A 14,684-nucleotide genomic window follows, 5' to 3' on the forward strand; every position below is an offset into this window, starting at 1 on the left:
CGCCGTTACAAGGATAAGGTATGTATTTTTGTACCTGAATAAAGCGGGATGCTTTTGCGTCCAACATGAGGTGGTACCACGGTAAATTTATCGTCCTCTACATATTTCGATATGTAGGGGACTTTTTTATTTTTCAGAGTGAGGTGAAAGGCATGATGACAAAAGAGGAATTTATGAAGCAAAAAGAACAAGGAAAAACATTTTTAGTAATCGCTGAAGAAGAAGGAGATAGCATTACGCCAATTTCTTTATATAGACGTATGACAGGGAAGAAGAAGTTTTTATTAGAGAGCTCACAGCTTCATCAAGATAAAGGGCGCTATTCTTACTTAGGTTGTAATCCGTATGGAGAAGTGAAAAGCATTGGTATGGAAGTCGAACGAACGACACATGGGCAAACAGAAAAGTTGCAAGGTAACGTACTGCAAGTGTTAGAAGGGGTAATTGCATCATCGCAAGTAGAGAGCCCATTCCCATTTTGCGGAGGAGCAGTTGGTTATATAGGGTATGACGTCATTCGGCAGTATGAAAACATTGGAGCAGATTTACACGATCCATTAAATATTCCAGAAGTACACCTTTTACTATATCGTGAGTTTATCGTTTACGATCATTTACGCCAAAAGTTGTCGTTTGTATATGTATGCGGGCAAGATGATTCAGCAGATTATGAAGAAGTATACGAAAGGTTGCAAGTATACAAAGAAGAAGTGCTAAAAGGAGAAGAAGCGGAAGTAAAGGAAATACAATCAACATTATCATTCACTTCTTCTATAACGGAAAAAGAGTTTTGCATGATGGTAGAAACGGCGAAAGAGCATATACGAGCAGGGGACATATTCCAAGTCGTACTATCTCAGCGTTTGCAAAGCGAGTGTAAAGGTGATCCTTTCGCTTTATACCGCAAGCTTCGCATTGCGAATCCATCACCATATATGTTTTATATCGATTTTCAAGATTATGTTGTACTCGGTTCTTCACCAGAAAGCTTGTTATCAGTTAGAGACGATAAAGTGATGACAAATCCAATTGCGGGTACGAGACCGAGAGGGAAAACAAAGCAGGAAGATGCGGAAATTGAAAAAGAACTGTTAGAAAACGAGAAAGAACGAGCAGAGCATATGATGCTTGTGGATCTTGGACGAAACGATATTGGCAGAGTGAGTGAAATTGGATCTGTGACGATAGATAAATATATGAAAGTAGAAAAATATTCTCACGTCATGCACATTGTATCTGAAGTTTACGGAACATTGCGAAAACGAATGAGCGGATTTGACGCATTAGCGTATTGTTTACCAGCGGGGACGGTTTCGGGAGCTCCGAAAATTAGAGCGATGGAAATTATCAATACGTTAGAGCATGAAAAAAGAAATGTATATGCCGGAGCTGTTGGATATATTTCATTCTCAGGAAATCTTGATATGGCGCTCGCCATTCGAACGATGGTTGTAAAAGATGAAAAAGCATATGTTCAGGCAGGAGCAGGTATCGTCTACGATTCAGATCCGGTAGCTGAATATGAAGAAACGTTAAATAAAGCGAGGGCGCTTTTGGAGGTAATGAAATGATTGTACTCATCGATAATTACGATTCGTTCACATATAACTTGTACCAACTATTAGGCGAATACGAAGAAGAAATTGTAGTCGTAAGAAATGATCAAATAACGATAGAACAGTTAGAAGAGATGAATCCAAAAGGAATTGTGCTTTCACCAGGACCAGGAAAACCAGAAGATGCTGGTATTTGTATCGAAGTTATTCGTCATTTCTATAAGAACGTTCCCATATTAGGGATTTGTCTCGGCCATCAGGCAATTATATCGGCATTTGGAGGAGAAATTGTAAGAGCGGAGCACATTAAACACGGAAAAACATCGCGTGTGAAACATAACGGAACGTCAATCTTTTCGTACGTGACGCAGCCACTAACAGCGATGCGCTACCATTCACTTGTTGCAGAGCAAACGAGTTTACCACAATGTTTTGATGTGTTAGCAACTGCTATGGATGATGGAGAAATAATGGCGGTTCGTCATAATTATTATCCGCTTTTCGGGTTACAGTTTCATCCAGAATCAATCGCAACAGAAGAAGGCGGAAAGTTAATACGTGCTTTTTTAGGAGAAGTAAAAGAGGAGGAGAGAGTATGAATACCTATCTTCGTAAATTAGTGGAGGGACAACATTTAACAGAAGAAGAAATGTATGAAGCGGGACTTCTTTTATTAAGTGACAACATATTGGAAAGTGAAGTAGCAGCTTTCTTAGTATTACTGAAAGCGAAAGGTGAAACAGCAGAAGAAATATATGGCCTCGTTCGTGCTCTTCGTGAAAAAGCATTGCCGTTTTCAAACCATATAGAAGGCGCGATGGACAATTGCGGAACAGGTGGTGACGGTGCCCAAACGTTCAATGTAAGTACAACATCGGCATTCGTACTAGCAGGAGCAGGTGTAAAGGTGGCAAAGCATGGTAATCGTGCTGTTTCTAGTAAAACAGGAAGTGCGGATTTATTAGAAGAACTCGGTGTAAATATTAGCAGTACGCCAAGCGAAATTGATTATTTACTAGAGCGTGTCGGTATCGCTTTCTTATTCGCACCAGCGATGCACCCAGCATTAAGACGCATTATGAAAATAAGAAAAGAGTTAAACGTGCCGACGATCTTTAATTTAATTGGTCCTTTAACAAATCCAGTGAATTTAGAAACACAATTTGTCGGTATTTATAAACGAGATATGTTATTACCAGTTGCACAAGTATTACAAAAGTTAGGCCGGAAACAAGCGCTTGTCGTAAATGGAAGTGGTTTTTTAGATGAAGCGTCATTACAAGGGGAAAATCATGTAGTCCTTTTAAAAGATAATGAAATAGTAGAAATGAGTATCGATCCAGAAAAGTATGGTTTTTCAAGAGTGAAAAATGAAGAAATTAGAGGCGGGAATTCAAAAGAAAATGCAAAGATTACGCTCGGCGTATTAAATGGAGAAAAGAGTGTTTACCGCGATACCGTTTTATTAAATGCGGGGCTCGCTCTTTTCGCAAACGGAAAAGCGGAAACGATTGAAGAGGGAATTAAACTAGCGACACATAGCATTGACTCTGGAAAAGCATTAGCCAAACTAAACTTATTAATTACAGCAAGCAACGAAAAATTAGAAAGGGTGAATTAAGGTGGGGACGATTTTAGACAAAATTGTAGAGCAGAAGAAAAAAGAAGTTGCGGAGCTATATGAAACATATACACCAGGTAATGCAAAAAGAAAAACATACTCACTCGTAAAAGCTTTAGAGCAATTTACTGTCATTGCAGAAGTAAAGCGAGCATCACCATCAAAAGGAGATATTAATGTACACGTTGATGTACGAAAACAAGTGAAAACTTATGAAGAATGCGGTGCAGGAGCAGTTTCGGTTTTAACAGACAGTCAATTTTTTAAAGGATCGTTTCCCGATTTACAAACTGCAAGAGCAGAAAGTAACATTCCGCTTTTATGCAAAGATTTTATAATCGATAAAATCCAAATTGATAGGGCGTATGAAGCTGGTGCAGATCTTATTTTATTAATCGTAGCGGCGTTAACGAAAGAAAAGTTAAAAGAGCTTTATAGCTACGTACTAGAAAAAGGATTAGAAGCGATCGTTGAGGTTCATGATGAACAGGAATTAGAAATTGCAATCCAATTAAATCCGCACGTTATCGGTATTAACAACCGTAATTTAAAAACATTCGAAGTCGATTTAAGCCAAACAGAAAAACTTGGAAAACGATTAAACGAGGAGAAATTACTTTGGATTAGTGAAAGCGGGATTCATTCAAAAGAAGATATTATTCGTGTCAAACGAGCTGGAGCGAAAGGTGTATTAGTTGGAGAAGCACTCATGACATCATCTTCTATTCGTACCTTTTTTGAAGATTGTAAGGTGAACATATGAAAGTGAAAATTTGCGGCATCACTGATGTTGAAACGGCAAAACGTGCTTGTGAATACGGAGCTGATGCACTCGGATTTGTTTTTGCAGAAAGTAAGCGGAAAATCACTCCAAGGCTAGCGAAAGAAATCATTCAGGAGATTCCAGCAAACGTATTAAAAATCGGTGTTTTCGTAAATGAATCAGTAGAAGAGATCCAGAAAATTGCAGATGAATGCGGGTTAACGCATGTGCAACTACATGGGGATGAAGATAATCATCAAATTAGAAGATTGAATATTCCGTCTATAAAAGCGCTAGGAGTAACTTCAGAGGCTGATATGGAAAACGCTCAAACATATGAAACGGATTATATATTGTTTGATAGCCCGAAAGAAAAGTTTCACGGAGGAAATGGAAAGAAATTTTCATGGGCACTACTTGAGCATATGCCAAAAGAGTTGCGAGAGAAAACGATATTAGCTGGTGGATTAAACGCTCTTAATATAGAAGAAGCGATTGGAACTATTCAGCCGTATATGGTCGATGTAAGTAGCGGAGTGGAGACAGAAGGAAAGAAAGATTTAAAGAAAATAAAACAATTTATTAAAAAAGCGAAGGAGTGTTCCAAATGAACTACGCATATCCAGATGAAAAAGGCCACTACGGTATATACGGAGGACGATACGTTCCAGAAACGTTAATGCAATCTGTATTAGAACTAGAAGAAGCATATAAAGTAGCGATGCAAGATGAAGTGTTTCAAAAGGAATTAAATCATTATTTAACAACGTACGTCGGAAGAGAAACACCGCTTTATTTCGCTGAAAATATGACGAAGTATTGCGGCGGTGCAAAGATTTATTTAAAACGTGAAGATTTGAACCATACAGGAGCTCATAAAATTAACAATACAATCGGTCAGGCACTTCTTGCAGTACGAATGGGCAAGAAAAAAGTTGTCGCTGAAACAGGGGCTGGACAACACGGAGTTGCAACAGCTACTGTATGTGCCCTACTTGGATTAGAATGTGTCATCTTTATGGGGGAAGAAGATGTGAGACGTCAAAAATTAAATGTGTTTCGAATGGAATTACTCGGAGCGAAAGTAGAAAGTGTAGCGGCAGGTAGCGGAACATTAAAAGATGCGGTGAATGAGGCGCTTCGTTACTGGGTTTCACATGTGCATGATACGCACTACATTATGGGATCTGTTCTCGGGCCACATCCATTCCCGCAAATTGTCCGTGATTTCCAAAGTGTAATTGGGAAAGAAACGAAAAAACAATATGAGGCGTTAGAAGGAAAGTTACCAGAAGCAGTCGTTGCTTGTATTGGCGGTGGTAGTAATGCGATGGGCATGTTTTATCCGTTCGTACACGATGAAGAAGTCGCTCTTTACGGCGTAGAAGCAGCAGGGAAAGGCGTTCATACAGAACAGCACGCAGCGACTTTAACGAAAGGAAGCGTTGGTGTTTTACACGGATCGATGATGTACCTTCTGCAAAATGAAGAAGGACAAATTCAAGAAGCACACTCTATTTCAGCAGGACTTGATTACCCAGGTGTTGGGCCAGAACATAGTTTACTAAAAGATATTGGACGCGTTTCGTACCATTCCATTACAGACGATGAAGCGTTAGAAGCATTTCAATTATTAACGAAAAAAGAAGGGATTATCCCAGCGTTAGAAAGTTCACATGCTGTCGCGTACGCTTTAAAACTAGCTCCGAAAATGAAGCAAGACGAAGGACTTGTCATTTGTTTATCTGGCCGCGGCGATAAAGATGTAGAGAGTATAAAACGTTATATGGAAGAGGTGTAAAAAATGGGAGTAGAAAAAATTAAAGCAGTATTTGAAAATGGTAAGAAAGCATTTATTCCGTACGTAATGGGCGGAGATGGTGGACTTGAAAAGTTAAAAGAAAGAATTCGTTTTCTAGACGAAGCAGGAGCAAGCATCGTTGAAATTGGTATTCCGTTTTCAGATCCAGTCGCAGATGGTCCAACGATTCAAAGAGCAGGGAAACGAGCGCTAGATAGCGGCGTAACAGTAAAAGGCATTTTTCAAGCGTTAGCAGAAGTAAGGAAAGAAGTGCAAATTCCATTTGTACTCATGACATATGTAAATCCAGTACTCGCATTCGGAAAAGAACAATTCATTGAGAGAAGCTTAGAGGCAGGTGTGGACGGTATTATCGTTCCAGACTTACCGTATGAAGAACAAAATATTATTGCCCCGTTACTTCGAGAGGCAAACATTGCGCTCATTCCACTCGTTACCGTAACGAGTCCTATTGAAAGAATTGAAAAAATTACGAGTGAATCAGAAGGATTCGTTTACGCAGTTACAGTAGCAGGTGTAACGGGAGTGCGTCAAAACTTTAAAGAGGAAATTCATAGTTACTTAGAAAAAGTAAAATCACATACTCATTTACCGGTAGTGGCAGGGTTCGGTATTTCAACAAAGGGACATGTAGAAGAAATGATTACAATATGTGACGGAGTTGTCGTTGGAAGTAAAGTTATTGAGCTGTTAGAAAATGAAAAACGAGAAGAAATATGTGAATTAATACAGGCAACAAAACAAAAAGAAGAGGCGTAAGTCTCTTCTTTTTGTTTTGCGTAATAAATGTTAAAATATACAGAAAATACATATAATTTAGAGGGTGAGAAAGCATGCTAAGACGTAAACTACTATATCTTCTTTTAACTGTACCACTGTACGCTTGGCTTATTAGCATGACGAAAATAGAGTTGATGGCTCTATTTGTAGGGTATGTATTCATCTTTTCCAACTTAAATCGGATTCAAGAGCAATCTATTTTAGAAGTATGTACATTTTCAATTAGTATAGAACTATTTAGTATCGTTTCGATTGTATTATTAAATGAATTATTTCAATGGATTTATTCATTTTCATTAATGAAACTTGGGAATATTGTACTGCAAGCGATATGTGCTTACATTGTGTTTGTTGTGTTAGGAAAAATAATTGGACAGCAGACGGTTTTTGAGGATAATAGAAAATGGGAGTGAATCAAAAAGGAGCCAAACGGCTTCTTTTTGATTCTGTTGTAAAAACAATTGAAAAATATCACATCTGTTATATAATAGTTAAAAATTGTATTTTTAACGAAATGAGATGATAACATGGCCATGTTGTTGGCACTTATCCCAATTATGATGATTTTCATTTGTTTATTTTTATTTAAACAAACGTCATTAAGGTCCTCATTAATTTCTTATGCGGTGTCTGTTGGAATCGTTTTATTCTCTCCAACGTTTCAATTAAGGATAAGTGAAACTGTGCATGCAACGATTAAAGGTTGGTTAATTTGTTTTATTGTCGGGTACGTTTTATTTTTCGGTATTTTTTTATTTCACCTCATGAACAAAATGGGGTACATCGATCAAGTAGCTCGTTTTCTAGAAGAAGTTACTCATGATCGCTTATTACAAATGCTTCTTATGTGCTTTGGTATTTGTCCACTAATTGAATCAGTAAGTGGATTCGGTATTGGTTTTATGGTTGCAGCTCCTATTTTTCTTTCTCTCGGTTATAAACCGTTTCAAGCTGTGCTACTTTCGTTTATCGGTCTACTTGCAAGTTCATGGGGCGCAATGGCAACTGGTACGATTATCGGTTCGCAGCTTATTAATATGCCACTCACAACTCTTGGTACAAATACAGCATTATTAAGCATACCGATTTTCGCATACTTTATCATCCTTTCTTTATACGTTGTCGGTGGCTTTCAGGCAGTTATAGAAAAGTGGAAGGAAGGGATAGGATTCTTTCTATTATTTTCTCTCGGAATCTATCTTTCTAACGCATACGTAAGTGTTGAACTAGCAGGTATATTAAGTTCTATCGTTACCATTGCATTTGGCTTTCTTATCATTAAACTAAAAGGGAAAAATGAGCAAACCTTTATAACAGAACATGCTGCGGCAACGGAGAGAGAAGTATCCATTATAAAAATTATTAGCCCTTATATCTTCTTAACAGTTTGTATTTTACTTTCTCGCCTCGTTCCACCATTACATGATTTGTTCAGATCTTATGCAGTCCTTGATTTAAAATCATATTCTTACAAATTAGAAATGCTATATTCACCAGGTTTTTGGCTCGGCATGACTTGTTTATTTACAATTATTTTCTTCCGCATTCCATCTCATATTATGAAACAATCACTCTTGCAAACGATAAAACAATGGATTCCTTTTGCGATTACGACGACGATGTTTATCGCCATTTCAGAACTAATGGGTGCATCTGGTATGCATTCATTACTCGCAAAAACAGCTGGTGAAACATTTGGCACCTTTTTCGTTTTCGTTGCTCCGTTCATCGGTGGTATCGGTGGTTTCTTAACAGGTAGTAACGCAGGATCAAATGCGATGTTTATAAAACTACAAATGCAAACAGCACAAAACGTAGCACTCCCGTGGCAATACGTCACAACACTTCAAAACACCGCATCGTCAGTGGCGACAATCGCTTGTCCATCACGCATTACACTAGGTGCTTATTTATGTAATATCCCGTATCGTGAAAATGAACTATTAAAGAAGACGACGTTAATGATTTTTGGTGCGGTGTTGCTTGTAGTAGTGGAAGTTTTCTTTTTGTATATATTGAGAAATTAAAAATCCGCCTAATATAGGAGGGTTTTCTGTATAGTTGGATAATATTTTAAATAGGAAAAGCTTCTACTAAATGAATAGGAGATGAAATGTATGCCCCTAAAAAACTACGGTGTGTTAAAAGGTACAGTTATACAATCAAAGATTGGAAAAGGGAAAACACCTCATTATCAAGTTCATTTACAAGGCGAAGCAGGAGTAGATTATCGTATTGCAATTAACGTGAAATCGCAAAGTTATCCGTCGGAAGTTTTATATTTTGCGAGTAACAATATTAGGTCAGAGGCGATTCATATTTTACCGACATTACCATTCGGTTTTACAGAAATAAAAAACAATGAACCGAAAGTAGCTTTAGATTATGTAAGAGGAAATCTATTTGACTCAAATCAAATGATCCCTTTACCACCTGAAAAAGCAGGAGCTGATAATGATTTAAATGAAAAAATTGAGCGGTATATAAAGCGAGCGATAGAAGAAAGTGCGATTATTTACGCGTTCGGTGAAAGATGGGGGCCAGAAGAAAATACACCCGATTCTTACTTTCATTTTGAACCAGGAAACGGTATACATGATATTCATATGAATCAAGGAAATGTAGAAAAATGGCAAGGTGATGATGGTATATGGCAAGACGGAGGAATACTCATTCATTTTGAAAAGGAAGAAGAATGGATCGGTATCTTTCTTGCATTCCAGTCGCAGTCATGGTGTACGGATGAAGAAGGGCATGCTCGTGTTCCGGTTGAGAATTGTAATTATAAGAAAAATAATTGATGAAAAGAGCTCGTTCGACATGAACGAGCTCTTTTCGTTTCGAAAAAGAAGTAAATGGACAAATCACACGTTACTTCTATGACGGTGACAGCATTAATCCGTTATACGAGACAGATGGTAGTGGAAACGTACTTCGTCAATATGTATACTCAATGGCCGGCGTTCGTCTAGCAATGAAAGCACAAGGACAAACGTTATTCTATCACTACAACCCAAGTGGTGACGTAGTAGCGATGACAGACCCAAATGGACAAGTTGTCGTAAACTATGAATATGATGCATGGGGGAACGTATTAAAGAGTGACGCAAAAGGTATCGCAGCAGAGAATCCATTTGGATACGCGGGATACATGTATGATAAAGAAATTGTTATGTATGGTGATCGCTATTGAAGGCATAGAAACTGTTCATGAATTATTAATAGTGGTATTTTTCATAATGATTGAAAATGATAACTTATAAAAGGTTTTTGATAGGATCAGAATTCATGGTCACTATACTCTTTATAAGTCCTTTCTAATCCTTTGTCACATGTATGATTTATTAAGTGATTTTTACACATTGTGTAGTATTTGCATATGGTTACTTTTAATATAAGGGATATAGGGGTAGTCTGTAAATGATTTACGAGGAATTGTAGGAATATTTTCGTAATTACAAATGAAAGTGTTTCTACAAGTAAAATCTATCTTGTTTTTTTTATTCTTATCCTTTAATTTATGTAAGGGGATTGAACGGATGTTCTGTTTTTAATGGATAATAAAAAAGAATGGTAAGATAGTTTTGGAGTTTACTATATTATTCTAGACTTGTCTGTTTTCCACCCTGAAAGTCACAATTTTATGGATGCAGGAGGCTACATATATATGGGTACGAGGCAGAAAATTTTGATGCAAGCGATGATGCTTGTAGTCATGGTTATGATGAGTGTGGTGTTTAGTAAAGAAGTTGGTGCAGAATCAGAAAACAAGAGTGATTGGATCGATAGTGTTCATGTAACGCCAAGTGAGGTTTCTTTTGGTAATGAAATGAAAGTGAAAGTTACCGTCAAGGTTAATAATCCAAATGGCATAGGTTCTGATATAAGCATCAAGTATATCCTTCCTTATTTAGATGAAGAGGAAGAAGAAGTTTATGAGTATGTCAATTTAAAATATAATTCGGAAACAGATTTGTATGAAGGTGTATTAAATACTTATTTTGATTTTGAGCAGGTTGGAACTTGGGAGATTGATATGATCCATTCAGGAGTTTTGGGCTTAATAGCATATAACTCTAACGTTCATGAGCCACGAGATAGCTCAGAGAGAGAAAGCATGGAAGAACTGAGCAGCGGTAACATTACGTTATTGGAGCCAGTAGTTGGTTGGAATTATTTCAAGGAATATGGAGAAACACAAGGACACTGGTATTATTTTGATGAGAAAAAATTGGAATTTGTGACAGGTTGGTTTAAGGAAAATGGAAAACAATACTACTTGAATGACAACGGAATGATGGTAACAGGTTGGGTACTAGTAGATGGCAAGTGGTATTACTTGAAAGAAAACGGATCTATGGTGACAGGTTGGACGTTAGTAAATGGTGAGTGGTATTACTTAAGTGCAGATGGAGCAATGAAAACAGGTTGGACGCTAGTAGATGGCAAGTGGTATTACCTGAAAGAAAGTGGCTCCATGATGAAAGGATGGGCGTTAGTAAACGGTCATTGGTATTACTTAAATGCAGAAGGCTCCATGGCGACAGATTGGATATTAGTAAATAATACATGGTACTATCTAAACGCTAGTGGTTCTATGGTGACCGGTTGGTTACAAAAAGATCGAAATTGGTATTACTTACACTCTAATGGTGCAATGGCAGTAGGAAAACATTTCATTGATGGTAAATGGTATGGTTTTAAAGAAAACGGTGAAATGATGTCTGACTGGAAGAATGGAAAAACAGGATGGAGAATAGAAAACGGTAAACTGTATTATTTAAACCAGAAAGGTGTAAAAGTAACTGGGTGGCTACAAGATAGTGGAAAATGGTACTACTTTAATACAAAAGGTGAAGCGGTAATAGGTTCGGTGTTCAATAATGGTAAGGGCTATTATTTGCAAAATGATGCTTCGATGGCAATAGGGTGGATTTCTCTTGAGGGTGAAAAGTATTATTTTGATGAAAATGGAGTAAGGGCAGCAGGTTGGAAAGAGATAGATGGTAAGTGGTATTCTTTCTTCCCACCTACTGGAAAAATGAGCAAAAATACGTGGGTTGATAGCAAATACTGGGTAGATGCAAACGGTGTATGGACAAAGACAAGATAACTGAATAGTAGATAAAAAATACAAACCTCATTAAAAAGGTTTGTATTTTTTATGAGGAATTTTATAAATTCCCCCTAAAAACTCAATATCAATTATTTGAATATTATACTATTAAATACCTACAATGTTATAGTTGTTTTTTTCCTCTTCCTTGTTACAATAGTAGTTAGATAACTATTAAACTAAAAAATTAATAAAAGGAGTACTAGGAAGAAATGTTTAAAAAAGCTGCAGCAATTGTCTTAACATCTAGTATAATTTCTATTCCTATAACAGGTTTAGCTGAAACTGTAACAACTTCTAATACAGCAACTGTAAATGTAAATGCTGTAAAACAATCTGGATGGGTCCAACAAAATGGGAAATGGTATTACTTCAATCCAGATGGCACTATAAAAAAAGGCTGGCTTCTTGATAATAATAAATGGTATTACTTAAATTCAAGCGGCATTATGCAAACTGGCTGGCTGTTTGATCAAGGGGTTTGGTATTATTTAAACGCTAGTGGAGCAATGCAAACTGGCTGGCTATTAGATCAAGGAGTTTGGTATTATTTAAACGCTAGCGGAGCAATGCAAACGGGTTGGCTATTAAATCAAGGAGTTTGGTATTATTTAAATTCTAATGGTTCTATGCAAACTGGCTGGCTTCTTGATAATAATAAGTGGTATTACTTAAATTCAAGTGGCGGAATGAAAATTGGTTGGCTACAAGATGGAAACAACCGTTATTACCTCCAAAATGATGGATCAATGAAAATCGGATGGCTGCAAGTGAATAATACGTGGTATTATTTAAACGCTAGTGGAGCAATGCAAACGGGTTGGCTTTCAAATGGCGGCGCTTGGTACTATTTGAATGCTAACGGTACGATGAAAACGGGTTGGTCATTTATGGATGGAAGTTGGTACTATTTACAAAATAATGGTGCAATGAAGACGGACTGGCTACAAGATGGCGATACATGGTATTATTTGCAATCCAACGGTATGATGCAAACTGGAACTGCTTCAATCAATGGAACGACGTACCATTTCGACAAGAGCGGTGCTTGGATTCCTGAAAATAACATCACTGCTACCACATATTTAGATCTTGATTTAACGTACGCTTCAAATGTGACTGGTGCAGAAATTGATGCTAATATTAAAAAATATCATCCAGACAGCCCATTAATTGGACATGGGAATGACTTTGTTGAAGCTCAAGCTAAACATGGTGTCAATGCTCTTTATTTAGCTGCACACGCTATTTTAGAATCGGGATATGGTAAATCTGAAATTGCATATCGTAAACATAACCTATTCGGGTTACGTGCTTACGATGCTGATCCATTTAAGTATGCGAAATATTTACCAACTTTCGGTGATAGTATTTCTTATAACGCAAACTACGTAAGAGAAAAGTACTTAGAAAAAAACGGATCATACTTTAACGGACCAACATTAAAAGGCATGAATGTCATGTATTCAACAGATCAAGAGTGGTCTGCTAAAATCGTAAAAATAATGGAACGTATTAAACCTTTCCAGAAAAAAGATTATGTATATGCGAAAAAATTACCTAAAAATCCAAACTCTTTAAATGTCGACGCCCTATCAAGTGATATTCCATATAAAACATACTCACAAGGAACGACAAAAACTGTTAAACTAGCTACTTCCTATTACGTTGTACCATATCCATTTGATGGTACAATTAAAAGTCAGTCAGTTACGAAAAATGATCAAGGCACACTAGCAACGGGTACACCTGTATTTATTTATCGTGAAGATCCAAACGGATGGATTGAATTCTCACTCACAATGAATGGAAATAAATATTGGGTATTAAAAGCTGGATTAAATATGTAAATAAAACACCCCTTTTAGAAAAAGCTAAAAGGGGTGTTTTATATGTTTTAAATTATTAATAGGTTTGATGAGGTTAAAGTTGCTGTGCGCAAATATATGCACTTGTATAACTATCAAAGATTTCAAAAAAAATTAAATAACCTGAGTCCATATAAATATAGAACTCAGGTTGCTTAGTTGCGCTTTTTTAATACGGGGGCATTTCACAATGAACGCCCTCCTCTTATTTTATAAAACCCAAAACTAACAAGTGTAGAAATACAAGAGAACAGCAGTGCCACACTAGAAAATGCAATGAGATACATATTATATTTCATTACTTTCCCAATGAGTTGGTTACTGTCGTACTGAAAAAGTTCTGCTATTATATTAAATAAAAACAATACGATAAACATGACGATGACACCGTCAATGGATCCTTTAATGTCTGGTTTACTTAAAGCGATATGTGCAGAAATACAAATAGCGATAAATAAAAATAACCAAAAGGAAGGGTTCAATAAATTGTTTATTGTAAATAAGCTTTTCAATAATACGAACGTCGACAAGAGCATGTTTTGAACCATTTCTAAAGTAATAGAAGTAGATGCAATCGTCTTTTCGAGAGTTGTATTAAATAAAAAATATGACTCTGGTACGAAATAGCGCATGAAAAGGATTAATGCAGTAATACCAGAAATAATAGGGCCAATTCCAATGAAGAAATTCCCAATTCGTTGATATACACTTTTTTGATTGTATTGATGTTGTACGTAACCTAACGCACCTTGGCTCGTATCTGTTGGGAAGAACTGCGTTGCTACAATTTTATGACGAAATAGTACGCACATAATGGCATGTCCAAGTTCATGAATAGGAACACCAATCCACGCAGTCAAAAGAAATCCTTTTCTTCCGAAAGCCCTCGACCAATACATTCGTGTGAGAGATTCTAAATAACCTAATAGAAATCCGATTACAATGATGACTCCAATTAAAGAAAATAACTGGATCACGCTTGTAAGGAGTATTTGAAAAATTGAGTTTACAAATTCCATTGCCTTTCATCCAATCTGTTTAAAGTTTCACTTTAGTTGCTCTGTTTCATAATAGCATTATTTTTCTAGATTACTAGTCTATATATTTTCTTTCAAAAGCAGGATTTCATAATCTGTTTCTTGTAGTCATGTTTTATGT

General features: G+C 36.7%; 14 protein-coding genes, 1 pseudogene and 1 other annotated feature (1 of these 16 only partly in view). Of the genes and pseudogenes, 14 read left to right on the forward strand and 1 reads right to left on the reverse strand.

Annotated features, from left to right (window positions below; translation table 11 throughout):
• Window positions 1–101, forward strand: a binding site (T-box leader) (it extends 145 nt beyond the left edge of the window).
• 51 nt (window positions 102–152) lie between these two features.
• The 14 genes and pseudogenes from trpE to JDS81_RS31070 all read left to right on the forward strand — a co-directional run bounded on the left by trpE (window position 153) and on the right by JDS81_RS31070 (window position 13,685).
• On the forward strand, window positions 153–1,571 hold the full coding sequence (trpE, locus tag JDS81_RS14830; protein WP_002109560.1) for an anthranilate synthase component I: 1,419 nt from the start codon (window positions 153–155) through the stop codon (window positions 1,569–1,571).
• Window positions 1,568–2,155, forward strand: coding sequence for an aminodeoxychorismate/anthranilate synthase component II (locus JDS81_RS14835; protein ID WP_097953228.1), 588 nt, complete (start codon window positions 1,568–1,570; stop codon window positions 2,153–2,155). The genes trpE and JDS81_RS14835 overlap by 4 nt, the downstream gene beginning before the upstream one ends.
• Window positions 2,152–3,177, forward strand: coding sequence for an anthranilate phosphoribosyltransferase (gene trpD / locus JDS81_RS14840; protein ID WP_097953229.1), 1,026 nt, complete (start codon window positions 2,152–2,154; stop codon window positions 3,175–3,177). The genes JDS81_RS14835 and trpD overlap by 4 nt, the downstream gene beginning before the upstream one ends.
• 1 nt (window position 3,178) lies before the next feature.
• Window positions 3,179–3,940: an indole-3-glycerol phosphate synthase TrpC gene (gene trpC / locus JDS81_RS14845; protein ID WP_097953230.1), complete on the forward strand. Its 762-nt coding sequence runs from the start codon at window positions 3,179–3,181 to the stop codon at window positions 3,938–3,940.
• Entirely contained in the window at window positions 3,937–4,551 is a 615-nt protein-coding gene (locus JDS81_RS14850) for a phosphoribosylanthranilate isomerase (RefSeq protein WP_097953231.1), read from the forward strand. Before trpC ends, JDS81_RS14850 begins: the two co-directional genes overlap by 4 nt.
• Complete coding sequence (gene trpB / locus JDS81_RS14855) at window positions 4,548–5,741, forward strand: tryptophan synthase subunit beta (RefSeq protein ID WP_097953232.1); 1,194 nt, start codon at window positions 4,548–4,550, stop codon at window positions 5,739–5,741. The genes JDS81_RS14850 and trpB overlap by 4 nt, the downstream gene beginning before the upstream one ends.
• A gap of 3 nt (window positions 5,742–5,744) precedes the next feature.
• Complete coding sequence (gene trpA / locus JDS81_RS14860) at window positions 5,745–6,521, forward strand: tryptophan synthase subunit alpha (RefSeq protein ID WP_097953233.1); 777 nt, start codon at window positions 5,745–5,747, stop codon at window positions 6,519–6,521.
• Between the two features lie 74 nt (window positions 6,522–6,595).
• Window positions 6,596–6,955 (forward strand): DUF4029 domain-containing protein, encoded by a 360-nt coding sequence (locus JDS81_RS14865; RefSeq protein ID WP_097953234.1) that lies wholly within the window; start codon window positions 6,596–6,598, stop codon window positions 6,953–6,955.
• 114 nt (window positions 6,956–7,069) lie between these two features.
• Entirely contained in the window at window positions 7,070–8,569 is a 1,500-nt protein-coding gene (locus JDS81_RS14870) for an L-lactate permease (protein ID WP_097953235.1), read from the forward strand.
• Between the two features lie 90 nt (window positions 8,570–8,659).
• Window positions 8,660–9,343 (forward strand): DUF2278 family protein, encoded by a 684-nt coding sequence (locus JDS81_RS14875; RefSeq protein ID WP_001128598.1) that lies wholly within the window; start codon window positions 8,660–8,662, stop codon window positions 9,341–9,343.
• Between the two features lie 35 nt (window positions 9,344–9,378).
• Window positions 9,379–9,720 (forward strand): annotated as a pseudogene (locus JDS81_RS14880) (RHS repeat-associated core domain-containing protein); the annotation flags it as partial.
• Window positions 9,721–10,209: 489 nt separating this feature from the next.
• Window positions 10,210–11,655 (forward strand): hypothetical protein, encoded by a 1,446-nt coding sequence (locus JDS81_RS14885; protein WP_000537249.1) that lies wholly within the window; start codon window positions 10,210–10,212, stop codon window positions 11,653–11,655.
• Between the two features lie 215 nt (window positions 11,656–11,870).
• Complete coding sequence (locus JDS81_RS14890) at window positions 11,871–13,508, forward strand: glucosaminidase domain-containing protein (protein ID WP_097953236.1); 1,638 nt, start codon at window positions 11,871–11,873, stop codon at window positions 13,506–13,508.
• A 54-nt stretch (window positions 13,509–13,562) separates the two neighbouring features.
• On the forward strand, window positions 13,563–13,685 hold the full coding sequence (locus tag JDS81_RS31070; protein ID WP_225989269.1) for an IS3 family transposase: 123 nt from the start codon (window positions 13,563–13,565) through the stop codon (window positions 13,683–13,685).
• A gap of 26 nt (window positions 13,686–13,711) precedes the next feature.
• On the opposite strand, the gene JDS81_RS14900 is transcribed toward JDS81_RS31070, so the two are convergent.
• A complete protein-coding gene (locus JDS81_RS14900) occupies window positions 13,712–14,545 on the reverse strand; it encodes a hypothetical protein (protein WP_000397501.1) in 834 nt (277 codons plus the stop codon).
• Window positions 14,546–14,684 lie beyond the last annotated feature (139 nt).

Origin of the sequence: Bacillus cereus group sp. N31, assembly GCF_016483245.1 — a bacterium.
Taxonomy (GTDB): Bacteria; Bacillota; Bacilli; order Bacillales; family Bacillaceae_G; genus Bacillus_A; species Bacillus_A toyonensis.

Bases quoted from the DNA above. Each gene is read 5' to 3' on its own strand.
- JDS81_RS14865 (WP_097953234.1), top strand. From the start codon at position 6,596: ATGCTAAGACGTAAACTACTATATCTTCTTTTAACTGTACCACTGTAC.
- trpD (WP_097953229.1), top strand. From the start codon at position 2,152: ATGAATACCTATCTTCGTAAATTAGTGGAGGGACAACATTTAACAGAA.
- JDS81_RS14900 (WP_000397501.1), bottom strand. From the start codon at position 14,545: ATGGAATTTGTAAACTCAATTTTTCAAATACTCCTTACAAGCGTGATC.
- JDS81_RS14885 (WP_000537249.1), top strand. From the start codon at position 10,210: ATGGGTACGAGGCAGAAAATTTTGATGCAAGCGATGATGCTTGTAGTC.
- JDS81_RS14870 (WP_097953235.1), top strand. From the start codon at position 7,070: ATGGCCATGTTGTTGGCACTTATCCCAATTATGATGATTTTCATTTGT.
- JDS81_RS14850 (WP_097953231.1), top strand. From the start codon at position 3,937: ATGAAAGTGAAAATTTGCGGCATCACTGATGTTGAAACGGCAAAACGT.
- trpA (WP_097953233.1), top strand. From the start codon at position 5,745: ATGGGAGTAGAAAAAATTAAAGCAGTATTTGAAAATGGTAAGAAAGCA.
- JDS81_RS14835 (WP_097953228.1), top strand. From the start codon at position 1,568: ATGATTGTACTCATCGATAATTACGATTCGTTCACATATAACTTGTAC.
- JDS81_RS14890 (WP_097953236.1), top strand. From the start codon at position 11,871: ATGTTTAAAAAAGCTGCAGCAATTGTCTTAACATCTAGTATAATTTCT.
- trpE (WP_002109560.1), top strand. From the start codon at position 153: ATGATGACAAAAGAGGAATTTATGAAGCAAAAAGAACAAGGAAAAACA.
- JDS81_RS14875 (WP_001128598.1), top strand. From the start codon at position 8,660: ATGCCCCTAAAAAACTACGGTGTGTTAAAAGGTACAGTTATACAATCA.
- trpB (WP_097953232.1), top strand. From the start codon at position 4,548: ATGAACTACGCATATCCAGATGAAAAAGGCCACTACGGTATATACGGA.